36 protein-coding genes and 3 pseudogenes are annotated in these 25,710 nt (G+C 42.0%); 12 read left to right on the forward strand and 27 right to left on the reverse strand.

All coding sequences use genetic code 11. From position 1 onward, the window contains the following. Positions 1–15: 15 nt before the first annotated feature. The 8 genes from flgC to DESGI_RS10665 all read right to left on the reverse strand — a co-directional run bounded on the left by flgC (position 16) and on the right by DESGI_RS10665 (position 3,612). Entirely contained in the window at positions 16–450 is a 435-nt protein-coding gene (gene flgC, locus DESGI_RS10630; RefSeq protein WP_006522092.1) for a flagellar basal body rod protein FlgC, read from the reverse strand. A gap of 2 nt (positions 451–452) precedes the next feature. Further along, positions 453–827 (reverse strand): flagellar basal body rod protein FlgB, encoded by a 375-nt coding sequence (gene flgB / locus DESGI_RS10635; protein ID WP_006522093.1) that lies wholly within the window; start codon positions 825–827, stop codon positions 453–455. Positions 828–1,030: 203 nt separating this feature from the next. Beyond that, on the reverse strand, positions 1,031–1,396 hold the full coding sequence (locus DESGI_RS10640) for a flagellar protein FlaG (protein ID WP_006522094.1): 366 nt from the start codon (positions 1,394–1,396) through the stop codon (positions 1,031–1,033). Positions 1,397–1,418: 22 nt separating this feature from the next. After that, positions 1,419–1,883 carry a magnesium transporter CorA family protein gene (locus tag DESGI_RS10645; RefSeq protein WP_006522095.1) on the reverse strand — a complete coding sequence of 155 codons (465 nt, stop codon included), beginning with the start codon at positions 1,881–1,883 and terminating at the stop codon, positions 1,419–1,421. Positions 1,884–1,887: 4 nt separating this feature from the next. Beyond that, complete coding sequence (gene fliS, locus DESGI_RS10650; protein WP_006522096.1) at positions 1,888–2,268, reverse strand: flagellar export chaperone FliS; 381 nt, start codon at positions 2,266–2,268, stop codon at positions 1,888–1,890. Between the two features lie 32 nt (positions 2,269–2,300). Then, positions 2,301–2,534: a flagellar filament capping protein FliD gene (gene fliD, locus DESGI_RS10655; protein WP_281168103.1), complete on the reverse strand. Its 234-nt coding sequence runs from the start codon at positions 2,532–2,534 to the stop codon at positions 2,301–2,303. A 222-nt stretch (positions 2,535–2,756) separates the two neighbouring features. Continuing rightward, on the reverse strand, positions 2,757–3,047 hold the full coding sequence (locus DESGI_RS10660) for an EscU/YscU/HrcU family type III secretion system export apparatus switch protein (protein WP_006522097.1): 291 nt from the start codon (positions 3,045–3,047) through the stop codon (positions 2,757–2,759). A gap of 4 nt (positions 3,048–3,051) precedes the next feature. Continuing rightward, entirely contained in the window at positions 3,052–3,612 is a 561-nt protein-coding gene (locus DESGI_RS10665; protein WP_006522098.1) for a hypothetical protein, read from the reverse strand. Between the two features lie 389 nt (positions 3,613–4,001). Here DESGI_RS10665 and DESGI_RS26055 point away from each other — a divergent pair, with 389 nt between their 5' ends. Then, on the forward strand, positions 4,002–4,730 hold the full coding sequence (locus DESGI_RS26055; RefSeq protein ID WP_006522099.1) for a lytic transglycosylase domain-containing protein: 729 nt from the start codon (positions 4,002–4,004) through the stop codon (positions 4,728–4,730). A gap of 47 nt (positions 4,731–4,777) precedes the next feature. Here the strand turns inward: DESGI_RS26055 and DESGI_RS10675 are convergent, their stop codons facing one another. Next, complete coding sequence (locus DESGI_RS10675) at positions 4,778–5,740, reverse strand: HD-GYP domain-containing protein (RefSeq protein ID WP_245561171.1); 963 nt, start codon at positions 5,738–5,740, stop codon at positions 4,778–4,780. A 429-nt stretch (positions 5,741–6,169) separates the two neighbouring features. Between DESGI_RS10675 and DESGI_RS10680 the strand changes: the two genes are divergently transcribed. Continuing rightward, a complete protein-coding gene (locus DESGI_RS10680; protein ID WP_245561172.1) occupies positions 6,170–6,646 on the forward strand; it encodes a hypothetical protein in 477 nt (158 codons plus the stop codon). A gap of 89 nt (positions 6,647–6,735) precedes the next feature. On the opposite strand, the pseudogene DESGI_RS26435 reads toward DESGI_RS10680, so the two are convergent. Further along, positions 6,736–7,253, reverse strand: a pseudogene (locus DESGI_RS26435) (Rpn family recombination-promoting nuclease/putative transposase); the annotation flags it as partial. 65 nt (positions 7,254–7,318) lie between these two features. On the opposite strand from DESGI_RS26435, the gene DESGI_RS24550 reads away from it, so the two are divergent. Beyond that, the gene (locus DESGI_RS24550; protein WP_157872765.1) at positions 7,319–7,456 is read left to right on the forward strand and encodes a hypothetical protein; all 138 of its coding nucleotides are present in this window, start codon (positions 7,319–7,321) and stop codon (positions 7,454–7,456) included. Between the two features lie 199 nt (positions 7,457–7,655). On the opposite strand, the gene DESGI_RS10690 is transcribed toward DESGI_RS24550, so the two are convergent. The 3 genes from DESGI_RS10690 to DESGI_RS26060 all read right to left on the reverse strand — a co-directional run bounded on the left by DESGI_RS10690 (position 7,656) and on the right by DESGI_RS26060 (position 11,958). Beyond that, complete coding sequence (locus DESGI_RS10690; protein ID WP_006522105.1) at positions 7,656–9,191, reverse strand: methyl-accepting chemotaxis protein; 1,536 nt, start codon at positions 9,189–9,191, stop codon at positions 7,656–7,658. A gap of 335 nt (positions 9,192–9,526) precedes the next feature. Continuing rightward, a complete protein-coding gene (gene fliD / locus DESGI_RS10695) occupies positions 9,527–11,431 on the reverse strand; it encodes a flagellar filament capping protein FliD (protein ID WP_006522106.1) in 1,905 nt (634 codons plus the stop codon). Between the two features lie 395 nt (positions 11,432–11,826). Then, the gene (locus DESGI_RS26060; RefSeq protein WP_006522108.1) at positions 11,827–11,958 is read right to left on the reverse strand and encodes a DUF8042 domain-containing protein; all 132 of its coding nucleotides are present in this window, start codon (positions 11,956–11,958) and stop codon (positions 11,827–11,829) included. 169 nt (positions 11,959–12,127) lie between these two features. On the opposite strand from DESGI_RS26060, the gene DESGI_RS10705 reads away from it, so the two are divergent. Together DESGI_RS10705 and DESGI_RS10710 are read left to right on the forward strand one after the other, a co-directional pair. Further along, positions 12,128–12,544: a nucleotidyltransferase domain-containing protein gene (locus tag DESGI_RS10705; RefSeq protein WP_006522109.1), complete on the forward strand. Its 417-nt coding sequence runs from the start codon at positions 12,128–12,130 to the stop codon at positions 12,542–12,544. A 30-nt stretch (positions 12,545–12,574) separates the two neighbouring features. Next, positions 12,575–12,841: a HepT-like ribonuclease domain-containing protein gene (locus tag DESGI_RS10710; protein ID WP_006522110.1), complete on the forward strand. Its 267-nt coding sequence runs from the start codon at positions 12,575–12,577 to the stop codon at positions 12,839–12,841. 26 nt (positions 12,842–12,867) lie between these two features. Here the strand turns inward: DESGI_RS10710 and DESGI_RS10715 are convergent, their stop codons facing one another. Together DESGI_RS10715 and DESGI_RS10720 are read right to left on the reverse strand one after the other, a co-directional pair. Next, a complete protein-coding gene (locus DESGI_RS10715; RefSeq protein ID WP_006522111.1) occupies positions 12,868–13,116 on the reverse strand; it encodes a hypothetical protein in 249 nt (82 codons plus the stop codon). Between the two features lie 192 nt (positions 13,117–13,308). Continuing rightward, positions 13,309–14,076, reverse strand: coding sequence for a transposase (locus DESGI_RS10720; protein ID WP_006522113.1), 768 nt, complete (start codon positions 14,074–14,076; stop codon positions 13,309–13,311). Positions 14,077–14,264: 188 nt separating this feature from the next. Here DESGI_RS10720 and DESGI_RS10725 point away from each other — a divergent pair, with 188 nt between their 5' ends. Both DESGI_RS10725 and DESGI_RS10730 read left to right on the forward strand, forming a co-directional pair. Continuing rightward, complete coding sequence (locus tag DESGI_RS10725; protein ID WP_006522114.1) at positions 14,265–14,537, forward strand: AbrB/MazE/SpoVT family DNA-binding domain-containing protein; 273 nt, start codon at positions 14,265–14,267, stop codon at positions 14,535–14,537. Beyond that, on the forward strand, positions 14,525–14,971 hold the full coding sequence (locus DESGI_RS10730) for a type II toxin-antitoxin system VapC family toxin (protein ID WP_006522115.1): 447 nt from the start codon (positions 14,525–14,527) through the stop codon (positions 14,969–14,971). Before DESGI_RS10725 ends, DESGI_RS10730 begins: the two co-directional genes overlap by 13 nt. Before the next feature lie 215 nt (positions 14,972–15,186). Here the strand turns inward: DESGI_RS10730 and DESGI_RS10735 are convergent, their stop codons facing one another. From DESGI_RS10735 to DESGI_RS10745, 3 genes are all read right to left on the reverse strand, one after another. Further along, a complete protein-coding gene (locus DESGI_RS10735; protein ID WP_006522116.1) occupies positions 15,187–15,390 on the reverse strand; it encodes a YjfB family protein in 204 nt (67 codons plus the stop codon). A gap of 54 nt (positions 15,391–15,444) precedes the next feature. Continuing rightward, on the reverse strand, positions 15,445–15,678 hold the full coding sequence (locus tag DESGI_RS10740; protein WP_006522117.1) for a hypothetical protein: 234 nt from the start codon (positions 15,676–15,678) through the stop codon (positions 15,445–15,447). A 135-nt stretch (positions 15,679–15,813) separates the two neighbouring features. Beyond that, positions 15,814–16,179 (reverse strand): hypothetical protein, encoded by a 366-nt coding sequence (locus DESGI_RS10745; RefSeq protein WP_041284855.1) that lies wholly within the window; start codon positions 16,177–16,179, stop codon positions 15,814–15,816. Between the two features lie 218 nt (positions 16,180–16,397). Between DESGI_RS10745 and DESGI_RS10750 the strand changes: the two genes are divergently transcribed. After that, entirely contained in the window at positions 16,398–16,649 is a 252-nt protein-coding gene (locus tag DESGI_RS10750; RefSeq protein WP_052544019.1) for a nucleotidyltransferase family protein, read from the forward strand. Then, positions 16,646–16,984, forward strand: coding sequence for a HepT-like ribonuclease domain-containing protein (locus DESGI_RS10755; protein WP_006522120.1), 339 nt, complete (start codon positions 16,646–16,648; stop codon positions 16,982–16,984). Before DESGI_RS10750 ends, DESGI_RS10755 begins: the two co-directional genes overlap by 4 nt. A 588-nt stretch (positions 16,985–17,572) precedes the next feature. Here DESGI_RS10755 and DESGI_RS10760 read toward each other — a convergent pair. Further along, positions 17,573–18,505 carry an Rpn family recombination-promoting nuclease/putative transposase gene (locus DESGI_RS10760; protein WP_006522122.1) on the reverse strand — a complete coding sequence of 311 codons (933 nt, stop codon included), beginning with the start codon at positions 18,503–18,505 and terminating at the stop codon, positions 17,573–17,575. A gap of 4 nt (positions 18,506–18,509) precedes the next feature. On the opposite strand from DESGI_RS10760, the pseudogene DESGI_RS26630 reads away from it, so the two are divergent. Next, positions 18,510–18,712 (forward strand): annotated as a pseudogene (locus DESGI_RS26630) (IS4 family transposase); the annotation flags it as partial. Positions 18,713–18,741: 29 nt separating this feature from the next. Here DESGI_RS26630 and DESGI_RS10765 read toward each other — a convergent pair. The 3 genes and pseudogenes from DESGI_RS10765 to DESGI_RS10775 all read right to left on the reverse strand — a co-directional run bounded on the left by DESGI_RS10765 (position 18,742) and on the right by DESGI_RS10775 (position 21,268). Further along, the gene (locus DESGI_RS10765) at positions 18,742–20,223 is read right to left on the reverse strand and encodes a flagellar assembly protein A (RefSeq protein ID WP_006522123.1); all 1,482 of its coding nucleotides are present in this window, start codon (positions 20,221–20,223) and stop codon (positions 18,742–18,744) included. A 265-nt stretch (positions 20,224–20,488) separates the two neighbouring features. Beyond that, positions 20,489–20,917: pseudogene (locus DESGI_RS25685) on the reverse strand (PD-(D/E)XK nuclease family transposase); the annotation flags it as partial. A 102-nt stretch (positions 20,918–21,019) separates the two neighbouring features. Beyond that, positions 21,020–21,268, reverse strand: a complete 249-nt coding sequence (locus DESGI_RS10775; protein WP_006522125.1) for a hypothetical protein — start codon at positions 21,266–21,268, stop codon at positions 21,020–21,022. A 238-nt stretch (positions 21,269–21,506) separates the two neighbouring features. Between DESGI_RS10775 and DESGI_RS10780 the strand changes: the two genes are divergently transcribed. Both DESGI_RS10780 and DESGI_RS10785 read left to right on the forward strand, forming a co-directional pair. Then, complete coding sequence (locus DESGI_RS10780; RefSeq protein ID WP_006522126.1) at positions 21,507–21,782, forward strand: type II toxin-antitoxin system RelB/DinJ family antitoxin; 276 nt, start codon at positions 21,507–21,509, stop codon at positions 21,780–21,782. Further along, complete coding sequence (locus tag DESGI_RS10785) at positions 21,779–22,060, forward strand: type II toxin-antitoxin system YafQ family toxin (RefSeq protein ID WP_006522127.1); 282 nt, start codon at positions 21,779–21,781, stop codon at positions 22,058–22,060. The genes DESGI_RS10780 and DESGI_RS10785 overlap by 4 nt, the downstream gene beginning before the upstream one ends. A 44-nt stretch (positions 22,061–22,104) precedes the next feature. Here DESGI_RS10785 and DESGI_RS25690 read toward each other — a convergent pair whose 3' ends face one another. From DESGI_RS25690 to DESGI_RS10800, 5 genes are all read right to left on the reverse strand, one after another. After that, positions 22,105–22,305: a flagellin family protein gene (locus DESGI_RS25690; RefSeq protein WP_052543940.1), complete on the reverse strand. Its 201-nt coding sequence runs from the start codon at positions 22,303–22,305 to the stop codon at positions 22,105–22,107. 129 nt (positions 22,306–22,434) lie between these two features. Beyond that, positions 22,435–22,782 carry a flagellin N-terminal helical domain-containing protein gene (locus tag DESGI_RS25695; RefSeq protein WP_006522129.1) on the reverse strand — a complete coding sequence of 116 codons (348 nt, stop codon included), beginning with the start codon at positions 22,780–22,782 and terminating at the stop codon, positions 22,435–22,437. Between the two features lie 73 nt (positions 22,783–22,855). Next, positions 22,856–23,275 carry a hypothetical protein gene (locus tag DESGI_RS10795; RefSeq protein ID WP_006522130.1) on the reverse strand — a complete coding sequence of 140 codons (420 nt, stop codon included), beginning with the start codon at positions 23,273–23,275 and terminating at the stop codon, positions 22,856–22,858. 282 nt (positions 23,276–23,557) lie between these two features. Next, positions 23,558–23,731: a DUF8042 domain-containing protein gene (locus DESGI_RS25175; RefSeq protein ID WP_006522131.1), complete on the reverse strand. Its 174-nt coding sequence runs from the start codon at positions 23,729–23,731 to the stop codon at positions 23,558–23,560. Positions 23,732–23,956: 225 nt separating this feature from the next. Then, positions 23,957–24,904: an Rpn family recombination-promoting nuclease/putative transposase gene (locus tag DESGI_RS10800; protein ID WP_006522132.1), complete on the reverse strand. Its 948-nt coding sequence runs from the start codon at positions 24,902–24,904 to the stop codon at positions 23,957–23,959. Positions 24,905–25,710: the final 806 nt, after the last annotated feature.

Genomic DNA, 25,710 nt, shown 5'->3' on the forward strand with positions numbered 1-25,710 from the left:
AAAAATAGGTAGGAATCAACGTCCCATTTCCAGAGCTGAAACTGCCATACTCTTAGCTGCTTCAAAAACTGTAGCATTGGACTCGTAAGCCCTACTGGCCGCCATAAGGTTTACCATTTCGTTTAAAAGGTTAATATTCGGGTAAGCTACATATCCCGTCTCAGGATTAGCATCAGGATGGCCCGGGTCATATACCAATTGGGGCTCACTGTTATCTCGGACTAACCGGGTAACTTGCACGCCCTGTCCATGCGGTACCGGAGTAACATTTACTTTTTGTTGTAATATTTCTGCAAAAACAGGCACTTGACGGCAATACGGTAGATTATTTGGGTCACCAGGCTTACCTGTACTGTTCATATTGGCAACGTTATTGGCTATCAAGTCAGCCCAAAAACGGTTTGCTGTCATACCCGAAGCACTGATATAAAAGCTGTCAAACAAGGCCATTGTTAACTACCTCCTTTAATCACATAGCTTAATATGTTGCCTTTATCACTTTTCACTCTTGTTGCCAACCTGTATAACAGGGTATTAGTGGCCAAATTGACCATCTCCTGATCAATATCTACGTTATTACCATCGGCCTTCATTGCGGTATTCTTAACTTGCACTATTTTCGGTGTTAATTCGGCCAAATTATTGTTTTGCTTGACATGGCTGTCATCCAAAGCTTTCTTCAACTGCTGCTGAAATGATACTTCGGACTTTTTAAAGCCCGGTGTATTGAAGTTGGCAATATTATTAGCAATTACTCGCTGGCGTAAAGTACAGGTATCTAATTGTTTAGTTAAAATAATAGATAGCGTATCGTTCAAGATGCTCATAAATATCCTCCAGATGCAAAGTTATCCAAAATCCATAACAAAGTATTTTCAACGTAATTCTTATTTATTCCTGCAAATTATTATTTTTTTTAAATTAAATGTCAAATGTTTTTCTAATTTTAAATAATATATGTATTTATTAGGGTTTTCCATAAAAAAACAAGAAGCCACAAGTGACTTCTTTTGCTTGGCTTTTTTAAATACTAAACTAACTTGTCCACCATAATACCCAGTATCTTTTTGAAATATCCCACCATTTCCAATACCTTTTCAGGAGGAATTTCCCGGATCACACTACCGTCTTCCCTGCTAATTACTTTTACCATAATCTCGCCGCTTTTTTCGTGCATTTCAAAACGGAGTTCAGTCTGATAATCCTTCATGGTATTATTTAAAGTTTTAACGGCTTGCTCCAGTTCTTCTTTTACATCACGGTTTTCCTCCAACTGTTTTAGTGTTCCGGGATTAGTATTTTTAGGCCCGAATTCATTTTTTCGTTCCTCCGAAACCGACGGTTTATATGTATTTTGTTCAGTAACGGCACCAGGATCTACGCCTGTTATTTTCATTAAATCACCTCCCCACCGACTCTTACTTTTTTTTATCTACAAAAAAAGCTGGTGGCTGATTGTTTTTTTTGTAATAACTGGCTACAGCCAGCCTGTTTACCCGCATTGTGTCCAGTGCTTTTATAATGTTGTTATAGTTTTGCTTAAGGTCATGCTGTACCTTTTGGTCAATCCCGCGGATCTGCATAAGATACACTTTTATATTAATCTCTAATTCTTTTATTTCATTGTTTGGAATTTCGTTTGCATTATAAGGGGTTGGTATCTGTTTTTCATTTAGTAACAATTCCTTGTCCAAGCTGTTTATACTTTCAATTAACTTTTTTCTCTCTTCTAATATATCATTAAACTCTTCGATGTTTTCTGAAGATAAAGTTCGTTGCAATGAATTTGTTAGATAGTAAAACTCCTTCAATAGCGCAAGTTTTTTTCGCAATATTACTGTCTTTTCTTGCTGCTGTCCCAGGCCATTATTTTTAAATTCCAAGTGCTTAAACCTGCCCTCGGGCTTTTACCATAGCCTCTTTCCATGTGTTGCGTAATTCCTCGGCCAAACCTAAAATCTCATGTAAAATAGCGATATCCTTTTTTATATTAGCCTGCAGCAATTGGCGGATCATAAAGTCATATAAGTTATACAAATTATTGGATATTTTGATATCCATATTTAAAGTATCTTGTAAATGCTTATATATTTCTTGCGCCCTTACTAGCTCTTGATGGGCCTTTTCCATTTCATTTTCTTCAATACTCTGCATAGCCTGGCGAATGAAACGCACTCCACCACTATATAACATGTTGGTCAATTCCTGAGGTGGGGCACTGGAAACAGAATTTTGTTGATATCTTTGGTAAGGGTTATTTAGAGCCATTTTATTTCCTCCCTTAATAAACTCCTAATGTGTTATTGTCCGCCCATGCCAAACTGTTGTATAAGCCACGTACTCTGGGAATTTATCTGCTGTATAGCCTTTTCCATAGCAGTAAATTGACGCCAGTAACGATCCTCTACCTGCTTTAAGCGGTCTTCAATCTTCGCAGCTCGATCATTAATATCTTTTATTTCTTTACCAATAAAGCTATCATCCACCAAGCTAAATTCGTTATCGTTACCCGCTTTTGTAGATATGCTTTTCAATCTTTTTATTAATTAATCGGTAAAAAATCATGAAACTTTACACAATCAGTTGCTATAAAGCAAAAAAAGGTCAAGAACGGTACGTATCGACGGGATGAATGTTTTTGGGGCCGGCTACTGTAGTAGGGAAAATGGATACAGGTGGCATGCGGGACAGTGTGGTGGGTGAGGAACCGGGAAGAAATCTCTCAACTTTCAATACCTGCTACCAGGTACTTAGAATTAGGGCAGTTTATGGTCTATCCGGGCGACATAAACCAGTATCCGGGCCACTACTTCATATAATTCGGGCGGAATTTCGGTGTTCACAGCTAGTTTACACAGTGTTTCGGCCAGTTTGCCATCTTCGTAAACCGGCACACCGTGGCTTTCGGCCATTTCCCTGATGGCGCGTGCTAGATCGCCTCGGCCTGTGACCGTTACCCGGGGGGGCCGGTCTTCATCGGGTTGGTAACGTAGAGCAGCGGCATAGCAATTGGCCGGTTTTATTTCGTTGGCTTTCTTATCATCCATTTTTCTACACCTTTTGGTCTATTAAGGTCGGGGAAGTAAATTTTGTCTGCAACTTACGAAGTTTATGATCCAGCACGGTGCAGTGAAAGGTAATTTGCTCAAAGCCCAGATTTTGCACCTGTTTTTTCAACTCTTCCGCGCGTGCATTTAGCCGGGAGGCAAATTTTTCATTCTCGGTATGACAAACTATATTTATCGCTGTATCTCCGCGCCGGGTAAGCATAAAGAATAATTGCCCCAGGCTGGCGGTGATTAGGCTGAATACAATCCCTGTCTCCCCTTTTCCTTGTTTATGATTAGTATCATTGGGTTTACGAAAAATAAAAAACTGAGTATCCGGGAAAAGAGGTGTTTTAAGAGGCAGAGGGAGCAGTATCGGTTCACCACCTTCCGCCGGGCGGTCCCGGGAAGGTGCTGTCTGGGAAGCTTCCGGTGTAGTAGTGGATAACGTTTGAGGCCGCATTACTGTTGTGTTTGTATCTTGCTCCCGGAGCGATTGTTTTGGATTTTGCTGCTCGCTTAAAATAATATTTAGCAAAATTGGTAATATGCCTGAAACCTGCATGAGCATAGACCTACCTTTATTAACAACCGGTGGTGCCTTACTTGTTGATACAATATATTCCAAGCGCTTTATCAAGTTATAATATCTCAAGCTATAATAATAAGCAAGATGTTTGTTGCATAAGAACTGTTATAAGTTTAAATAATTTATTTAGTAGTATTTTTTTCCTGCTAAAAAGTACAGCAACCGGGCTAGTTCACACTGCCGGGGTAAGTTTGTTTGCGCTGCCCACAAATTAATTTTAACTTTTACAACCGGTAACAAAGCAGGAATTAAAGCAGTGAAGTATAAAATACATTAATTGATAATTATTTAAACCATTGGTTCTATTGCCAGGATAACGCCGTTCATCTTACAGTTATAAAAAGTATAAGGGAGATAAGAAAGATATGAATATAAATATAGATACGCTAGTTAAGACGCTTTTTATAGAAATGCTGTCTTCCTCATTGTCCGGTACGAACCAAACTGACAGCACCCCCACCACAGGCCTAAACTTTTCCGATATTTTATTAATGGCCCTGCTGCGCCAAGAAACGAACCAGTCGCCCAATCGAACAAGTTCATTGACAGCCAACGAATCACGCCGGTTAGTCGATCAAAGTTGCGTCACCAGTAGATATCAAGTAAGTAATAGTTATGCCGCTGGCGATTCCAGCCTCAAGCCAGGTGTCAGCAGCGCGGCGTCCGTCTATGGAGTAACCGCTATCGGCACCATGACCGGTGCGGATAAACCGGAGCTAGAGAAAACGGTGGAACAGGTGGCCCGAAAATACAGCGTAGATCCGGCACTGGTAAAGTCGATGGTACAGGCGGAATCCGGATTTAACCCCCGGGCGGTTTCCGCAGCGGGGGCTATGGGGCTAATGCAGCTTATGCCGGAGACAGCCGCCTCGCTGGGTGTCACTGACCCCCTCGACCCGGCACAAAACGTTGACGGTGGGGTACGTTACTTAAAACAAATGTTAAACCGCTACAATGGGAATGTCCCCCTGGCACTGGCCGCCTACAACGCCGGCCCCGGGACCGTTGACCGCGCCGGTGGCATCCCCAACTACCGGGAAACCCAAAATTATATACAAAAGGTAATCAGAAACAGAGTAAATTTTGTAGTGTAGGTGTAGAAGAGTCAGTCCCCTTTTGGGAAACAACGGTGAATGAAAACTTAACTGTTTCCTGCAGGTTTGCAAGCGGTACTAAGAGAAACATTGGCTGCACCTCCTTCCATAGCAAATTGACGTATGTTCTCCTGGGGTACAAGACCCTTAATTACAATATTATTTTCTATTCCCAAATTAATTTCTTCACCTGTTGACAATAGTTTCACTACCGGCCTAAAAACCAGGCCAGGGTTTTGTCTGTAAATCTGGGCAATATGGCCGTTGCTTAAATAGACTATACTCCCAACTGGATATGGTACAATGCACTTCAAAAAAGCTTCAACAGTAACGGGGGTAAAATTAATTTCGCCGGATACCATTATCATTTCATAAGCTTCATGGGGTGGTAGTGCTTTTCGATAAACCCTATCAGCGGTCATAGCACTGTATACATCAGCTATAGCGCAAATATAGGCCAACTCGTTAATTTCATTGCTATGTAACCCATTAGGGTAACCGGAACCATTATATCTTTCGTGATGATTCAATACTATTTCCGCACTTATTCGATTTATATCGTGTTCTTTAATTGTTTCATAACCATAGACAGGGTGTTTTTGTATTATACTAAACTCGTCCGGTGTTAATTTGCCGGGTTTGTTTAATATTTCGTTCGGTATTTTTGTTTTGCCAAGGTCATGGAGTATACTGCCAACTCCGAGACAAATAAGCTTTTTTCTATGGAAACCCATCTTAACCCCAATTGCTATAGCCAATATTGCAACGTCAATTGAATGGGTATACGTATACGTATCTGCCAAACATATTTCCGATAGGCTTCCGATTACTACTTTACCTGATAATATTTCGTCAATAATATCTTCTATTGTTTTAAGAAGTGTTGCAAAAATTTTTTTATCAAAGCTTTTATTCCATTCCTTAACAGCTTTTAAGGCGTTTAACTGTATTACTTCGTTTAGTTCATCTCCCCGTTCAGTTTCAAAACTACTTGTTACTCTTACAGCCAATACCCCTGCGCGGCGCATGGCCATAATGCTTTGGGCTGTTAAAACGGAGCCTTTTCTAAGTAATAGTTCGCCACTTTGGCCGTAGAGTGGTCTCTCCAGTATCATTCCGGGTAATAAATATGAAGTTGATAACTTAATAAAAATCCCCCCCTCTAAAAAAATAAAAGAGCTAACGATCGCTGTTACTACCCTGCAAGCAACAATCCAGCTATTGCCTTTCTGCATGGGCATGTATGTATTTATCGGGTAATTTTGGTTAAGCCTTATAGTTTTTTATATAGTTATTACTTCGGATTAGATGTCAAAAATCCTGTATAAAAAGTAGTACTCCTTGTAAATTTGCTCTAAAAAGCAACAGTTTGTCACGCTGATAAAAAAAATAGAATATGGCTATAATAGCCATATTCTATTATAATGGGGGTAAGGTATTTGAGAAGGAATGATAAGTTTATGCCTAGTGTACCTATCCACGAGGCAAAAAATAAATTGTCTGCATTAAGGCGGGAAGCTATTACAGGAAAAGAGTTTATATTAGCGGATGCCAAAAGAAAAGATGACAAACCTGTTTCCTTAATATCAACGGCACTACTTGACGAATTATGTGAAACTAAGACTTTTTCACTTGAATGGATAGACGAACCCACGGAGGAAACCGAGCATTATTCTTTATATAATCAGGAAACTGGTGTTTACGGTGTAGGCCCGACTAAAAGGGAAGCTATCGAAGACTTTATTAATAATATTGTTAACTACACTGAGGTTTATTCAAATGACTTACCGTTTTATTTAAGTCCGTCAGGTGGTCGCCGTGAACATTATTGGTACTTAAGGCGCAGCATTCGCTGTAAAGGGGACAAGGATCAAATTTACCTGGTGCTAGATTTAAATAAGGTGCTGGAAGGTTAATGGGGTATACGTTTACCTGGGATGATATTGAACAAATTTGCCGTAACTTGGATATGAAAAGGCAGGGCAAGTCTGCTGTTTGGAAAGGCATTTTGTGGCTTGCGCTTCAGCTTGGTAATCTTCCCCAGCTCCAGGAAATGAATTTCCAGGTCGTCGTTCAACAACTCTCCTGTCTGATCCTCCCTGATGTGAAAGGTATGATGATACTTACCGGTATCTTCAAACCAGTTAAAGCCGAGAATGTTTATAGTGATGGTCTTTCTGAGATAAATAAAGTTTTGACCACTGGCTAATTGTCCGTAATACAGACCTGCCCAGTAGAACACAGTTCTTTTATCATGTTGTATTTGTTTGCTACCTGCACTTCTACGTTCACTAACGTCCCGATTGCTGTTTTGGCCAGAATGTCAAGTCTGGCGGCTTTGTTCAGTAAGTATTTGGGGTCTAATTCCCGATCCAACAACTCAACTGAGGTTAGTTCCTGTCTTGGTGATGGCTTTAGCACCGCGTTCAGAAAGCTGATTAGTGCTTCTTTACCTTCTTCCGACCCAAATATCCTTTTAAATGCGTAATCGTTGGTTCGGTTTATCCCTTTTATCTCCGCCAAACCCGCACCCCCTCCGGTAGGTTCTATCCCTCCAGGTTGACGAGATTGCCTCGGCAATAGGGCAAATGACTACCAGTGTAGAGAGCGTGGCCGCTTCCGCCGAGGAAGAAACCGCAAGTATGGAAGAGGTATCAGCTTCTGCTGAAGCTCTTGCCAAAATGGCCGAAGAGCTCAACACCATCATCAGCCGTTATAAACTATAACAGTTTTCAAAAACTCAAACCGGGGGAAGATTCAGATGAACACATTATATTTACATCGAGAACCGCCCCCGGTGGGAATACCTTCCATACGACCGGTTTAAGGTTCCATGTATAAACCAGCCACAACCATCCCCTGGTAAGCCTTGGGCTTACAATAACTAAGGCGAAGAGTATTTAACCGGAACTCCCGCTCCTTGAGCTATGTCATGGTATCTAACTTCTCGGAAATACTATTTAATTCTTTTGCGGAATCAACTATTGCTTCTAAGTTAGCGGCCTGTTCTTCTATTGAGGAAGCAACCTCTTGTGAGCTGGCTGCATTCTGCTGTGCCACACCGGTTACACTTTGAATTATATGCGAAACCTTATGAACCACTTCCTTCTCCCTGTCAATTTCATCTACAATTTGCTGAACTAGAACAGCAGCTTGCTGAGAATGGGATACGATTTGGTCCAGTGCTCCTCCTGTTTTGCAAAAGGCTGCGGTACCTTCTTCTACCTGGGCTTTACTTTGCTCCATAAGGTTAACTGTTTTTAATATCTTATTTCTTACTTCTGTAATAAGCTGGTTTATTTCTTTAACTGCACCCCCGGAATTATCAGCTAACTTACCGACCTCGTCAGCAACAACCGCAAAACCCCTTCCGGATTCCCCCGCCCGGGCTGCTTCAATTGAAGCATTCAGGGCAAGCAATTTGGTTTGTTCTGCAATGCCAAAAATAATTTCTACGATACCTTCAATTTTTTTAGAATCCTTATCTAAAGCCGTTACCACTTCATTAAGGGATTGCATACCAGTTGAAATGGCGGTTATTTTTTCGTCTATAGACTGTATCAAATGTTTTCCTTCATCCGCTACTTTTACAACTTTATCCGATGATTCAGAAGACTCTTGGGCATGATTTCTTATTTGATTGATGGACTGGACAAATTCTTGCATTTGCTCGCTGACATTTTCTAGATTGTCAGCCTGTTCCGCAGCACCGCAAGAAATTTGGTTAAAAGCAGTGGCAATCTGCTGGCCTATATCATTGGTGTTTTGAATATTATCAGTTACGTCCTTACTCATGTCTTTTAACTTACTGCTTGCACCACTGATCTCCGAAATAATTTTTTTTGTAACCCACATCCCGCATACGATACAAATAATTAAGCTGAGTATTACCGGTATAAGAATGCGTAGTAGTAAATCTTTCTTTATTGCCACTACCTGCCTGGCATCATAATCAACACCCAAAATAGCATCAACTTTTCCGGAATTACTAATAATAGGGGCATATCCGCTTTTAAATGTACCCCATTGGTCTGTGGACATTTCTCGTTCAAACGAAGCGGTGCCATTAAAAGCCTCTTTCATGCTTTCGGACATTTCGTACTCTTCCCCGATGGCAGCAGGCTCATTATCAGTGTCAATAACAAAGGTGGCAGTATTTTCATTTTTTCTACTTAGAGTATAGACGTAGATAGCTCCGTACTTGTCACGAGCCTGCCTTAAAATATCTCTAATTTGTATGTATGTATCAGTATTTTCATCCCCCGGTCCCAGTGATGCATGTGCCGTCGAATCGATAAGCATAGCAGAAACCTGGGCCAGGTTCATTAAACGCATTCCCAAAGAGTCTTCAAGTTCAGCTGTCGCTTTACTAAATAATAAAAACCCTACTAAAACAGCCACCAAAACAGTTATAGTTAAAATTAAAAGATTCACTCGGGTCTTTAGAGACATATATTTCATTGCAAACAATCTCCTTTATAAGCAGTCAGTCTCCTTTTGGGAAATTTCGGAAGGGCGATTAGCCCTTTCGGAATTTCCCCGAGCATGGCCTTGACACGTTCCCCCTGCTCGTAGGCAGACGTAAGCAATTTAAGGGAGTTACCGCAGGGCTTGGTCTAAAGGTTCCAGTTAGTTGGACGATCCTCCTTCCCTGGTTTACTCTGCACTATCTATGATGGCCTCAGCATCTTCCAGCAAATCGGCAGTATAAATCTTATTAATAATTCTATCTATAAGCTCGCCAGAACTGTATGACAATAAGTTAATAAGTTTGGTGCCTGGCACCGTCTCAACTGTTAACCGGTTCCGAACTGCTGCATCAACCACGCGCTTTGCTGATTCATCTGGTTGATGGCTTTTTCCATGGCGGTAAATTGTCTGTAATAGCGGTCTTCCATCATTTTCAACCGATCTTCCCAGTCTTTTATATCATCTTCGTAATCACCGATACGTTTACCCAGAACACTGTTGTCAGCTACCTCAAAACCTGAACCGCCCGCTTTATCAATTATTGTATTTATAGCACCGGTAAGGTCGTCATACAGCCGCTGAGCAATACCTTTATCATTATAATCATCAGCTTGTTTTGTAAACATTTCCATAACACCTTGCGGGTTACTCTCAATTGCTTTGCGCAAAGCATCTTCCTTATATTCCAGCTTAGCACTCCAATAATCAATTGTTGTTGTTATGCCAACGGCAGCAAGTGAATTGATGCCATTGGTAGCACCAGGTACTGCCGCTGACATTGTAGTGCGGAATTTATTACGAAAAGTACTTAATGTTTGGTCATTACGCAACATGCCACTGCGTGCTTTTTCAATCCACTGGTCAATCTGCTTATCGGTTAGCTTTTCCCTCTCTACATCACTTAAGGGGTATTTATAATCCCTGTAACGTTTTTCCGATAATTTATCTTCAACGGTTCCTACGATTTCATTATATTTTTCAATAAAATTCACCACAGCATTGTAAATGCTGTCAGTATCACGCTGAACTGTTACTGTAATATTTGTCGCGCTGGTGTCATGCAAATTATAGGTTACCCCGTTTAAGGTTACCTGATTGCTAGTGTACTCTGTGTAAGACAAATCATCAATAACAACATGTGCATTTTGCCCACCACTGGCAATAACACCACTGGGGAAATCGCTAACATCAGCACTGGTATCAATATTACCGTTTCCATTAGTTAACTTTAAAAGCCTTGATAATTCGTTATCTACAAGTTTTAATTGTTGGTCGTCTCCCGTTTCACTGGTAGTCAGGAAAAACCTGTCCACGGTTGCATCGTAAGACGCGCGAACGTTCCATTTCTGGCCTCCCGATACCGTAGCGGAGACTGCATTAGCCGCACCTACTTCATCTGAGGTTATAGTTAGCACACCCGTACCGGTTCTTTCCCATAATGCACCTGTAGGTGCAGCTTGGTTATCAACAATGTCCTGTACAATTTTATCGGCAGTATCAAAATTTACACCCGATATATCGTAAAGGTAATCCGCCCCCAGAGCCTCTTTGGCCAGTGTCTCACTTTCATAAGCGGAATTTGCCCTATTCCACAGAGCTATTTTTTTATCCCCCACGGTTATGGTCAGCCCTTCGGTTAAAGCATCGTCAGTCAACTTTAACTCCTGCACTTGGGCAGTGGAATCAGATGCCCTTTGAGTAGTATTTAAAGAAACACCGGCAGCGCTATGGTTATTAATTCTATTAACAAGACCATAGATACTGTCAATCTGGGCGTCCATTTTAAACACTACACCATTTATTTCAAAATCCAAAACACCATAATCAGTTTCAGGATCAGAATCAAGCTGGTCATTAAGTGTTGCATAGTTACCAGTTGAACCAATCTTGGAGAAGCTGGTAATGGAAGCCGCTTTGGCTAATTGATCTACCTTAATAGTATGTGTACCATCAATAGCTGCAGAATTGGCCGACACGGTAACAATACTTTGATTAGATGATGTGGCCTTATGCGCCAGGAAAGTAGATTGCAGTCTCATATCCGCAACAACATCACGTAAGCTTCTTAAATCCGTATTTATATTTCGGTAATCTTCTTGCTGCCACTCCAGGATTTGCTTATTCTGCTCAATACTATTAACTTTCATACGCTGGGCTTTCATCAGATCGCTAACCATTTGATCTATATCCATGCCTGATGCCAACCCGCTGATACGCATGATGGAAGACATAAAATTCCCCCCTCTGTTGGGATTATCTATTAATAGTTATCGTCAGTTATAATACAATTCTTTATATTAATATCAATAATAATTTTATAAATTGACGACTTAACCATTATTAATCATAATAAATTTGAAGCCATCAAAGGGATTTGCATTTATGCGGTCAGTGGGGCCATAACGGCAACGTCGGTAGGTTAGGGTCAAGGCCCGAACGCTGCCGGCGCGATCGTCGTTCGCGTCGAGGGGCTAACTTGGTGATAACTCCGGCTCAGACGAGCCGGTCGACATTGGTCCCCAGGGGGGCATTTTGGCCTGGGCTGCGGCCTTCCCTTTCGCCGCCTTGTCCAGCATTTGGTTCACCAGGCCGCCGTTCCGCTCCGCGGTGTCCATAATCTTTTTCATCAAGGATGGAGCATGATCAGGCCGTCTTCGAAGCGCCCTTCGTTGATGCAGGTTTTGACGTGTTCCAAGCCCTGCAGGCAGGTATTCGCCAAATCCAGTGTTCTTCTTATTACGTCGATGTACTTGTCCACTTTGTTTCCTCATTTCATCGGTTATCGAGAATAGTTCCTGATGTACCTGCCACGGGAACCGTCCCCCTGGTTGGTCCCCCCCTGGTTGGTCCCCCCTGGTTGGTCCACGGGGATTGACTGAAATAACCATAAAATGGTACGATAATAAAAAATTGCGAGTGTGTTAAAAGTGATTATTAAGAAAAAGCTTGAGAAACAAGAAAAAACGAAAATTATTAATACTATTAAAGAGAAACTAAACAGTCGTAAGGAAATTCTTTTTGCTTATGTGCATGGCTCTTTTATTATGCCTATTCCCTGCGGGGATATTGATATTGCCGTTTTTCTTGAGGAATCCGCTGTTAGCCCCAGGCATTGGGAATATGAAGCAAATTTGTCCGCACAACTGGATAGGCATGTTGGATTGCCGGTAGATATCCTTACTTTAAATGTTGCCCCGGTCACCCTGCGCTACCATGCCACGCGCGGTAAACTTTTGCTTAGTAAAAATGAACCCGCCCGTTTACATTTTTTAGAATCAACCTGGCGTGAATATTTTGACTACCAACCGTTACTTAAAGCTTACTATATGGATTTGCTGGATTAAGTTTAAAGGAAATTTTTTTTGGGGGGCAAAATGATGCACTACGGCAATAACTTATTTATAAACCAAAATCTTATACTGGATAAAATATCTGATATAAAAAAATCCCTTGCCTTGATGAATAAAATAGCCGGTACTAATATGGATGATTTTTTGAGCGACGAAATATTAATGTCCGGTTCTAAATACCAGTTAATACTTTCAATAGAGGCAGCCCAAACCATCTGCAACCATCTGGCAGCCAGGGTGGCCAAGCAGCCAAGGGAAGCAGCCAAGGGGACGGTTCTCTTGGCAGATTGATTAGGGAGTATCCAAAACACTAGGCGTTACTGGTAGTCCAACCAGAATACCCCGCTTTGCTCGTCCAGTTCGGTGATTTCTCTCTGCAGCTCATGCAGCTTAGCGTTAATCTCCCGTGCTTCCACCGGGGTCAGTTCGTTGTCCCTTGCAAATACCGCCAGTTCCTTCATTTCCCTTAGCTTAACTTCGATCTCGTCTAAGGCAGCCGCCCTATATTTGACCCATTCCAGTTGCTGCCGCAGGTAATCTTCGTTGGGTATGGTCAGTTTTATCACTCCAATGCTATAAGGCTATACTGTCAAATCAATTATGTAAATAACCATTGTCATTGTAGGCAGTCAGTGCGGCAATATTATGGTTAATTCTCATATCAATAAGTCCTTCTTTAAAACGAGTTAGAGGTTTTTTCAGCAGCTTTTGAAATAGCTGATAATCCCATTTATCAACCGGCAAAATCCTACTATTTCTCAATTGTTAATTGCTTTTAGAACCATCCATCTGCCGATACCCGTTATCCGAGCAATTTGCCTCGCGGATAAACCTTCTTGATATAGCAGTTTAAAATAGTGACTTTGCTCTTTTTTGTCCAGTTTCTGTACTTCTTTGCAGCTCGTCACGTGGCAAATGCTTTTAATCAATTCAATGGCATCGGAGTCTTTCCATTTCTTCTTTTCATCAATATCAAGGAATGTTTCCTGTCCCTCGACGGCATGAAACTTCTTAAATGCATCAATAGCCTTAGACCTGTCATTACTAAACATATTTAGTACAAAGTTGGTGTCGATTAGTTTGCTTTCACCTATATACTCATTGAAACTGCTCCATGGATAGTCTGCCAGTTCTTTAACTAATCCTGCTTTGAAGGGGTTTTGATGAATGTATCGTAGAACTGCCAGAAAGTATTTACCATTCTCCACCTTTTCGCTTTTATAGCGGTCTTGAAAGAGATGACCAATTCGCTCATACTTCCAGTTATACCAATAAACATAACTGGCCCCGATGCGTTTTATGCTGGTGCCTAAATCTTCTTTTTCCTCCTTCATTAAGAGGTGTATATGGTTACCCATCAAGCAGTAGGCATATAATGAATATCCGCCATCTTTTAGGTACTTTCCCAAAGTTTGTATGAACTTTAGGGCATCTTCTTCACATTCAAAGATGGTTTGCCTGTTAATTCCTCGTAATATTACATGGTAAATACCTGTCTTACTTTTTTTCCTGGCTGTTCTTGGCATTCATACTCACCCTTATTCAACTTTGAATCAAGACTATTATATACCATTTTCAGGATGGGTTCACCTGTCACGAGAACCGTCCCCCTGGTTGTCTCACGAGAACCGTCCCCCTGGTTGTTCCGAATTTTCCCGAGCAATTTTGTAGGAAATAGGTTATAATTTATCTAACATCTATTGGAGGTGGTAGGATGAGCATGGAACACCCACAAAATGAATTAAGAGATAAAGAGTCTGTGGTTAGGGAAAAATTTCAGGTTACTCTGCCTGCATTTATTCGCGACAGGGCGAGGCTTAACGTAGGTGATATATTGCTGTGGGAATTTGACGAGAATAGTAAAACCATGACGGTGATCAAGAGACCATTTAATTTTACGAGCCAACTATCCGGGTTGGGGAAACACCTATGGAAAAACGGGGTTGAAACACTGAAAAAGGAGCGCGCCAGGGAATGGGGAGTATAGAACAGTTACTCCGAGATGTCGAAAAGGTCGCGCTTGATACCAACATTATCATTTATCTACTAGAACAAAACCACCAGTTTTTCACGGCAGCCAGAGATATTTTTGACCTTATCGAGTCAGGATCTGTTAGGGGCATAACATCTGCTCTCTCCCTAACGGAAGTGCTGACCAAACCATATAAAACGGGAGATTATACACTGGCCAATGAATATAAGTTATTATTCCGTTATTTCCCCAATTTTTGTATTCTTGACGTGAATGCCGTTGTAAGCGAGCGGGCAGCTTGGCTAAGAGCACGGTATGGTTTAAAAACACCTGATGCAATATTTGCCGCCACCGCTTTGGTTGGAGAAGCCGATGTCTTTATATCGAATGATAGTGATCTGTACAAAGTAGATGAATTGAAGGTAATCAACCTGAATAACCTTACTTAGAACATTCCCTATATAATTATATTCCGATAATGAGTATTATTTTACGGAAAAATAGCTAAGTGACTACATGAGAACTCCCGGCTATTCTTGTCCTGAACCTCAGTCCTTTAGTTCGTTAATGTGTTAACCGAGTGGGGGGCTGTCCCCTTTAGGAAGTTTTTGGGAATGGCGCAAGCCAGGCCCAAAAACTTCCTCGAGCACTCTTGTTGATAATGCTACGCAAGGGTGTTGATATTATTGCCCAAATGGGGCAGTTTGGCCTGGGTCGCAATATTCCCCTGATGAACCTTATCAAACATTTGATTCACCAATGTGCTTCCCTGTTCTGCTGTGTCCATGGCCTTCTTCAATACGGTAATACCTACGTCCTGCTTCAACTGGACCTGGTTCTTGATTATCGACAGCGCCGCTATGTCCATTCGTAATCACCTCCATTCCTCATTCGTTATTGTGTATCTTTGTTGAAAATGCGGTTACTGGTAGTCTGACCAAAATACCCTACTTTGCTCGTCCAGCTGGGTGGCTTCCTTCTGCAGATCGTGTAGCATTGTGTTAATATCCCAGGTTTCAACCGGAGTCATTTTGTTATCCCTGGCTAATATTGCCAATATTCTCATTTTCAGCAGCTTAGCTTCGATCTCCTCCAAGGCCGCCGCTCTAAACTTTACCCACTCCAGTTGCTGCCGGAGGTAATCTTCGTTTGTCATAGTCTGTTTATCACTCCAATGCTGCAGGGTTGTACCGGCAAATCAATTCAATTCAAGCAGGTATCACACTAACTGCATCATTTCAGAGCCTTGGCCCTATCTCATTTCTGCTGACCAAATGAATGCCTGACCCCTTTAATATTTATTATCTATAATGGCCTCGGCATCATCCAACGATTCGGCAGTATAAATCTTTTCAATAACCTTATCTAAAGCCTCTAATTTGTTAATATATCTGACTTTCCTCTGTAAACCCTGTGAAGCATCACCAAACCTCGCATCAAGAAAGGTACAGATAGCATCAACTTTACCTTCAGCCCTACCTTCAGCCCTACCTTTAGCCTCACCCTCGGCCCTTGCACCGGCTATCATGGAGATTTCATCCCTGACAGCTTTTTCCCTAAGCTCGTATAGCCTGCGCTCCTTCTTGTTCTTCAAGAAGATCTGCTCAATGGTCAAAGCTTTCCGAATTCCGGGGTTTCCCATGGCGATTTTCTCCATTTCTTCTAACCATTTTTTTAATTGACAAACGCATGTGGACATGATATTTTTGCTATATACCATAATTTAGTAGATTAAATCGAATTTTTTAAAGTTTATTAGCATTAAATATATATTTACGAACTTTAGCAAAAGATATTTCTAAAGGTATTTATATATCCTAGGACGTAACGAATGGAGGAATTAATGTGAATCCAGCGGATTGTATACGAGAACATATGTCAGAATTACGTGATACCTATAGGGTTTCTAAGCTGGGTATTTTCGGCTCGTATGCCCGTGGCGAAGCTAAAGAATCGAGTGACGTTGATATACTAGTGGAATTTAGCGACTACGTTGATTTGTTTCACTTCATCAGGTTGCAGTCTCATTTGACAGAGATTCTTGGTCGAAAAGTGGACTTGGTTACTCCGGATGCGTTAAAACCAATAATAAAAGACATAGTTCTACAGGAGGTACTATACATATGACGAGAAACGCACGTCTATACCTCTATGACATACTGGAATCAATTGAGAAAATCCAGCAGTATACCACTAACCTAACCTTTGAAGATTTTGTCGCGAACAACATGGCAGTAGACACCGTAGTAAGAAACTTTGAGATCATCGGAGAAGCAGCAAAACACATTCCTGATGACATTCAGTCCAAGTATTCAGAAGTGCCGTGGTTTGAGATGAAAGGTCTGCGCAATATCATGGTGCATGAGTATTTTCGTGTTGATCTTAAAATCGTCTGGAAGACAGCGCGCGAATCTTTGCCTGCATTATTATCGATGATCAAGCGAATAATCGCGGATAGGTAATAATAAACCTGTAACTTCTAGCTTAGAAATAGGGTGCGACATAACGCTTCTTTTAATGATGTTACAAATAATGGGTGCCGTTGCTTATGTGGCAATGGACTTTTAAAAAAGAACTGGCGCAAGCCAGGCCCGAAGCCTCCCCGAGCACTGGATTATTTTTACTGCTCCCTTTACTATAGCCCATGCTTCATCCAAGCTAATGGCGGTATAAATATTGTTAATGATCTCATCTAATATAATTACATCATTGATTTTCTTTACCTCTGCTTGTAAGCCAAGGGATGCCTCTGACCGTTAGCAACTTGAGCGTGTTTGCAAAACGACGAAAGCCGCCGTAATGGCAATCTTCTTTTTTAGATATTACGAGCACCCGGCTCTTTTTTAGATATCGTTAATTAATTATTTAAAATCCTTCATATTCCATAGTTGAAATACCGCATTTTTTAGGTCACCCCAGGAAATATCATCAGCATAAGTATATTTCTTTTGATATTTAACCCACGATTCATACTCTTGATTATCGACAGCGCCTCTATGTCCATTCGTTTCACCTCTGTTCCCGGTCGTTATTATATTGCGTTCTCAGGTTTACTTTACAGCATTATCTATGATGGCCTCGGCATCATCCAACGATTCGGCAGTATAAATCTTGTTAATAATCCTGTCTAAAACTTCTAATTTACTGATAGACCTTACTTTTCTCTGTAAACCCTTTGAGGCCTCACCAAACCTTACATCAAGAAATGTATAGATGGCATCAGCTCTACCCTCAGCTTTACCCTCAGCTTTTGCGCCGGCTAGCATTGAGATTTCATCCCTGACAGCCTTTTCCCTAAGTTCGTAGAGCCTGCGCTCCTTCTTGTTCTTCAAGAAGATCTGCTCAATGGTCAAAGCTTTCCGAATTCCGGGGTTTCCCATGGCGATTTCCTCCATTTCTTCTCCTTGAATATTGTTAAGATAAAGCAGCCATTCCTCCAGGTTATTCAAGGGTTTGCGCTTCAGCTCGGTAATCTTCCTCAGCTCCAGGAAATGAATTTCCAAATCATCGTTCAATAACTCTCCTGTTTGGTCTTCCCTAATGTGAAATGTATAGTGGTATTTACCGGTATCTTCAAACCAGTTAAAGCCGAGTATGTTAATGGTGATAGTTTTTCTGAGATATATAAAGTCTTCGCCACTGCCCAATTGTCCGTGATATAGCCCTGCCCAGTAAAATAAAGTTCTTTTGTCAGTATTGTATTTATTTACCACCTGTATTTCTATATTCACTAATGTCCCGGTTGCTGTTTTGGCCAGAATATCAAGTCTGGCGGCTTTATCCAGCAAGTATTTGGGGTCCAATTCCCGGTCCAGCAACTTCACTGAAGTCAGTTCCTGTCCCGGAGATGGCTTCAGCACTGCGTTAAGAAAACTTATGAGTGCATCTTTGCCCTCTTCCGAGCCGAATATCCTTTTGAATAAGTAAACGATATTACAGTTACAACGGGGAAGACATGAACGCCAAGCAATTGCTGGCGACATTAAAAGCGGATTGTTTGAGGTTATCAAGGACGAACTTATTGAAAAAATGTGGCCGAACGGCTATGGGAGTTATTCGAGGAATTATTGCAAACCGTCATTAACACCATAGCAGAATCCGGCGCACTTGATATTAAAGAATTCCGAAACTCCGTCGAGTATCAATACTTGAAGGGCTTATTTGAGGACTCTTTTTTAAGCAATCAGCTCAAGCAAATTGATAAGCTATTTTTTTCAGGTCAATGCAAAACTATTTCACCTTTTTCATTAAGTCTGGCCAGCACCATGCTGTTTTCCCGGTTTACTTTGTAAGTATAGGAACCAATTTGCAAAACAGTGCCGACATATACCTGCCTGGCTTTAATCAGACAGCCCTTTTCGGTACGGACCGTCGTGGTTATGCCCATGGGACCGCCAATTTCACCCGCATTGATGCCTTTTTGGGCATACATATCGCCACCCCGTAATACACCGTTTATGGTAATAGTGCCCAAGGAATTCAACCGGGAGTTAAATGCCCCCTGCCCGGTTATTTTTATGTCACCGGTGGCTTCAATTTCCGAATTCCAAACGCTGTTGGCAACAATATGGGCAGATTCGTGACTTAAAGAGTCCAACAGCGCCAGCGCAGACGCTACGTTTTTTTGCACCTCGTCCAGGTTTTGCAAAGCCAGAGCTTTGAAACCGCTAATCCGGTTCAGCGCCTGAATTGCGTCTTGTACTTCTTCGGGTGGCTTTTGCTTTTGTTTGTTAACTAATTCAACCAGACCGCGCACCTGTCTGCCAATATAGTTAAACTTTTTATCCAGCAAGGTCATAACAACCTGCCCGTATTGGATATTTGGCCTGGTTTGCCTCAGTTTGCCCATTAGCTGCAGGGTCGCGGCATTCAGGCTGTTAATGCTCTGTTCTATTTTTCGCAATTCTTTTTCCACCGCGCTTAATGAAACCGTGGAACCACCGGCCACAATCTTCCCGGCGGTAACCACCTTTATTACTTCCAAACTGCCTTTAACTTTTATATTGGATCTGGATATAAAGCCCTGTACCCTCAGGTTGCCTTGCACATCCACGATCATGTTATCCATAACATTGCCGGTTACGGTAACATCACCATGAAAACGCAAGTTGCCCGATTTAATATCCACATCACCTTCATGCTGGTAAACGGCATCCACACCCACAATAACATTATTCCCTTTTTTTTGTGTCCGGGGGCGGCCGTTAATTTGGCTGGATACCATCATGCCGTCATTGGATAAAACCGTTCCTTTGGCGGCCCGCAGTGTCAGTTCCACAACTTTGCGGGCGGCAATGACCTGTCCGGTCACCATCCGACCGTCTTCCCCTTTGACCGCCGGATGATAAACAGCCAACACCGTATTGGCGGTTACCGATGGAACATTAAATACTTCCCTGAAATCAACGTTTTGCTGGTCCTGTTCGTTTGACCTGACCACCCGGGAACTGAAAAGGTATTGTACGTAACCATCCTGTCCCTCCTTGGGAGGCGTGCCTGTGGCAAACAAAAATGTACCTTCACTTGGGGATTTAATTAAATCATCCAATACCTGCTTATCAATCCCATACTTTACCCCTTTATCGCGCACCAGTTTATCAATTAACTCTTTATTAACTGATTCAGGGTCTCTGACGGTAAAAAAAGCTTTCATTTTATCGTCAGTAATTATGAGCAAAACATTATTGTTCTCGTCACTCAAAAAACCACCCCACTGCACATATTTAGTAATACATTCAATGGTTAAATTTTTCTGTAAATATTGTAAAAATCCTGCAAAAATACTGGTATAATGATTTTTTTTTGCAACTCCAAGTTAACAAGCCATTAACCTTTTTTTAACATAGGTTAAATTTCTGTAAAACAGGACAACTGGGCGTCAAAGTGCTGTAAAATACAATAAAAATCTGCTTTAAGGAGGAGCCCAAATGCAGATGTTCAAACGCAGCTGTTTGAAGAGGGCTTCTTCAGCCGGGTCTTGTTTGGCCTGCTGGTAATGCTCTATTACTCTTTCTATCTGGGCTTTTCCTGTTACCGGTCACTTTAAAATAGACTATATAACAATCACCCGGTGCGTATGTGGCGGCTTCCCTTAAGCGCTGCACATTAATTGTAGATGAGCTAAATGTGTACCTTACATCAAGAAATGTACAGATGGCATCAGCTCTACCCTCAGCTTTACCCTCGGCTTTTGCGCCGGCTAGCATTGAGATTTCATCCCTGACAGCCTTTTCCCTAAGCTCGTAGAGCCTGCGCTCCTTCTTGTTCTTCAAGAAGATCTGCTCAATGGTCAAAGCTTTCCGAATTCCGGGGTTTCCCATGGCGATTTCCTCCATTTCTTCTCCTTGAATATTGTTGAGATAAAGCAACCATTCTTCCAAGCCATTCTGTGGCTTGCGCTTTAGCTTGGTAACCTACTCCAAATCTAGGAAATAAATTTCCAGATCATCGTTCAATAACTTTCCTGTCTCATCCTCCCTGATGTGGAAGGTGTGGATTTATTCATTTGCCTGAAAAATAAACTCAACATCACCTGTTGCCCATCCAAGGCCGGCTAATATTTTTATTTCTCCCTTGTATTGCAATTCCTTAATGGCATCAATGATTTCTTTTCTTGACGTTTCAATACTATTAGCTTCATAACTATTAACTTGGACATATCCTTGAACTAATTTGTTTAAAGTAGATTGTTTTGGCTCCCAAGGTCTATTGTTTATTATAGAACGTATAAATTCTGTAGCACTCATTTTATGCCCCCCCCCTTTTTTATCATCCAATGGCCCTAGAATCTTCCGCCGGCCATTATGGCCATAACCGCCAGCAGATCCTGCTGCAGTGCCTTGTCTTCAACTTCCTGCACTATACTTACACACTGTTTTAGTGTTTGCTCGGGTGTCTCTTGTATATTTCTTGCTAAAGAGTTGATACTGCAATGCAATTGGCATATAATATGTATGCAATGGATTGCGAAAGGAGTTGATTATCGTGGCCAACACGACGAATTTCAGCGTCCGAATGGACAGCGAAATCAAGAAGCAGTGCGAGGCACTTTACGGAGAGCTTGGCATGAATCTCACAACAGCCATCAACGTGTTTTTAAGACAGTCGCTTCGGGTCGGCGGTTTCCCGTTCGAGGTGACGATCAACACACCGAACGCCGTTACCATCGCTGCTATGCAGGAAGCCGAACGTGTTGCCCGCGACCCCAACGCAAAACGCTATAGCGATGTAGAGGAAGCGTTGAGGGAGCTTAAAAGATGAAACTGGACATTGTTTGGACAACACAATTCAAGAAGGACTACAAGCTGGCAATGAAGCGCGGGCGTAACATCAATTTGCTGGACGATATCATTCGCCTGCTTTCCAGGAGTGAACCGCTGCCGGAAAAAAACCGCGACCATGCGCTATACGGGAATTGGGTGGGGCACCGGGAATGTCACATTCAAAGTAACTGGTTGCTTGTATACCGGATTGAAAATGACATTCTTGTGCTGACACTGGTACGTACCGGCTCTCACAGCGATTTGTTCGGCAAATAGAGTAGCGCCACACGGGATCAAATCTGTACGGCGTTTTTCTATTCTCATCCAGCAGTATGCTCAAGGCGGTTTATGTAAGCGCCCATCCTACCCCTCTCGCTGTAAAAGTCCTCAAGGGCCTGATTGACAACGGCAATGTTGTCATCATAGGAGTTATTTAGTATATTGACCGCACTCAGAGCAAAATCCTGATCCGCACTGGCCCCCAATATGTCGGCACTCATGTTGTGAAACTGTATGTACATCCCCTGTCCGGCATTAGCCCCCAGCTGAAGCCAAAGTCCCTTGCTCGCATCGGAGTCACAACTGCCATCGAGGAGCTTCCTTGTATTAAACTCTGTTCTGTTTGATACTCCCCCGATTTCCTCAATAAGCTAGTCAATTTCTTGCTGAATAGTTCTTTTGTCAGCATCGCTTAATGTTCCGCTGTGCCCTTGTATCACAAGTTCCCTGATTCGCTGTATCATAGCGTGGGTCTCGTTTAAAGCACCCTCGACGGTTTGGATCATGGAGATACCATCCTGGGCATTCCGGCTGGCCTGCTGCAAGCCCCTGATCTGTGCCCACATTCTCTCACTGATGGCCAGACCGGCGGGATCGTCCGCCGCGCGGTTTATTCTGAGACCTGAAGATAATCTTTCTATGGCTCTGGTAACCATGTTACCGGCTATGGCCATGTTTCTGTAAGCAGTCAGTGCGGCTATATTGTGGTTGATTCTCATAATCTTAAACCTTCTTGGAAACAAGTCAGAGGGAATTATTTCAAATTAAGAAATGTCCCCGATACCCAGATACTTAATAGTAGCGCCTCATAACAAGGTTATAGATTTCCTCAATAAGTCTATAGGCCCATCTTAAGTCAGAGTTGTCTTTTACTGTTGCCTGCCGTTTCCAGTTTCCAGGCTGCAAGCCTGGCGGTTTCAATAATACATGTAACCTTGATTCTTCAGTCAATTGTGGATAATCTTCATCGTGTACCGCAATATAGACACAACTATGTTGTGGAGCGGGTTCAACTTTGAAGAATATTACCCTTTTATTAATTCCATAGTTGATATACCAACTTCCAGTAGCACGCTTTAGTTGTGGATATTCTTTCTTAATATTATTAGTTAGATTATCAAACACTAACATAGCTTTGGTTGGTAAATTAATCCGTAATGCATTCAAATTTGCATCGTCAGTATCAAATTCAATCCTTCCTGCCCGCAACATTCTACCGTCTCCCTCCAATTATAACCATTCGATTTATTAGAAGTTTGCTTAAGACCGTCCTAGAAAATTCAAGTACCTTTTAATTTGTCTTATGACACTATGTACGGCAGCAGACAGCGGTTCAATTCCGCCTGCCACTTCTTGAATTTGGATACCACGCTGAACTACATAAATTCCATAGCCTTAGCACGCTCCCCTTGTTCGTATGCGTAAGCAACCCGGTCAAATGCATTGCGCAGGGCTTGATCTAAAGGTTCCAGTTGGTAGCTAGAAGATCTTTGATTAATGGTAGAGAAATAGCTCAACCTGATAGTACCCATCCAGCACATTATGCAGCATGATGATCCCGTTTTCAAAGTCACCCTCGTTCATCCTGGACTTGGCATGCTCCAAGCCCTCCAGGCAGGTTCCCGCCAGTTCAATTATCCGCCTCATTATGTCAATGTGCTTGTCCACTACATGTTCCTCATTTTAACAAAGATAATAGATTACAAGAGTATTTAGGATGCCTTGTTTATGTATATTCGGATGACAAAAAGTAGTTTAGTATGCTAATGTTTTAACGCGGTGAGGGTCAGTCCCTTTTTGGGAAATTTCGGAAGGACGGTTAGCCCTTTTGGAATTTCCCCGATCATTCGTTTCACCTCTGTTCCCGGTCGTTATTATATTGCGTTCTCAGGTTTACTTTACAGCATTATCTATGATGGCTTCAGCATCTTCTAATAAATCGGCGGTATAAATCTTGTTGATAATCCTATCTAAAGCCTCTAATTTGTTGATATGCTTGACTTTTCTCTGTAACCCTTTTGAAGCATCACCAAACCTCGCATTAAGAAAGGTACAGATAGCATCAACTTTACCTTCAGCCCTACCTTCAGCCCTACCTTCAGCCCTACCTTTAGCCTCACCCTCGGCCCTTGCACCGGCTATCATGGAGATTTCATCCCTGACAGCTTTTTCCCTAAGCTCGTATAGCCTGCGCTCCTTCTTGTTCTTCAAGAAGATCTGCTCAATGGTCAAAGCTTTCCGAATTCCGGGGTTTCCCATGGCGATTTCCTCCATTTCTTCTCCTTGAATATTGTTGAGATAAAGCAGCCATTCCTCCAGGTCATTCAAGGGTTTGCGCTTCAGTTCGGTAATCTTCCTCAGCTCCAGGAAATGAATTTCCAAATCGTCGTTCAATAACTCTCCTGTTTGGTCTTCCCTAATGTGAAATGTATAGTGGTATTTACCGGTATCTTCAAACCAGTTAAATCCGAGTATGTTAATGGTGATAGTTTTTCTGAGATTTATAAAGTCTTTACCACTGCCCAATTGCCCGTGATATAGCCCTGCCCAGTAAAATAAAGTTCTTTTGTCAATATTGTATTTATTTACCACCTGTACTTCTATATTCACTAATGTACCGGTTGCTGTTTTGGCCAGAATATCAAGTCTGGCGGCTTTGTCCAGCAAGTATTTGGGGTCCAACTCCCGATCCAGCAACTCCACTGATGTTAATTCTTGCCCTGACGATAGTTTCAGCACTGCGTTAAGAAAACCTATAAGTGCTTCTTTGCCCTCTTCCGAGCCGAATATCCTTTTGAATAAGTAATCGTTAGTTCGGTTGATTCCTTTTATCTCTGTCAAATCCGGCACTCCCTCCGGTAGGTTCTACTACCCTTATTATACCAGATTTAAAAGAAAGGCTAAATATAGAATAACTATGGTGTAGAAATGGAGATGGGTTGGTTAGCAGGTGTAGCTTATGGTTCGGGAATTGAAAAGCAAGGCCCAGGAAATAGTCCGGCAGCTGGTGCGTGAAACTTTACCCATTACAGTTGCTACCGCAGGTACTTCTGAGGCCCGAAGATAATTTCTCTATGGCTCTGGTAACCATGTTACCGGCTATGGTCATGTTTCTGTAAGCTGTCAGTGCGGCAATATTGTGATTAATTATCATGGTTGTGGTCCTTCTTGGAAATAAGTTAGACGGATACAGGCAGGTGTCTGCCAGTTCAATTGTCTTTTTGGTTACATCAGTGTAAATCAAAAGAATTCCCTCGTCTCTTTAATACATTAACGTATCACCGTAGCGAGGGACAGACCCCTTGTGGAAGGTTTTGGGAATAGCGCAGCTAGGCCCAAAACCTTCCCGAGCATAAACAAATCCTTAGATCATAGTAACCTGCCACAGGAACCGTCCCCCTGACTACCCTGACTACCCCCCCCTGGCTACCTAGCAAGTTAAATCTTTAATGCGGTGAAGGTCAGTCTCCTTATGGGAAATTTCGGAAGGGTGAATAGCCCTTTCGGAATTTCCCCGAACAGTGATGGTGCAGCTAATCCTTTCACGTAGGGCTCTTTCATCCCCTATTCTATGCCGGTTTATCCCGGCGCTTTCGAACCATCCCCCTGTAAATATATTGTCTGATAATATAACGCTAGCGCAAAAA

This window comes from Desulfoscipio gibsoniae DSM 7213, from assembly GCF_000233715.2.
In the GTDB taxonomy this organism is placed as follows: domain Bacteria; phylum Bacillota; class Desulfotomaculia; order Desulfotomaculales; family Desulfallaceae; genus Sporotomaculum; species Sporotomaculum gibsoniae.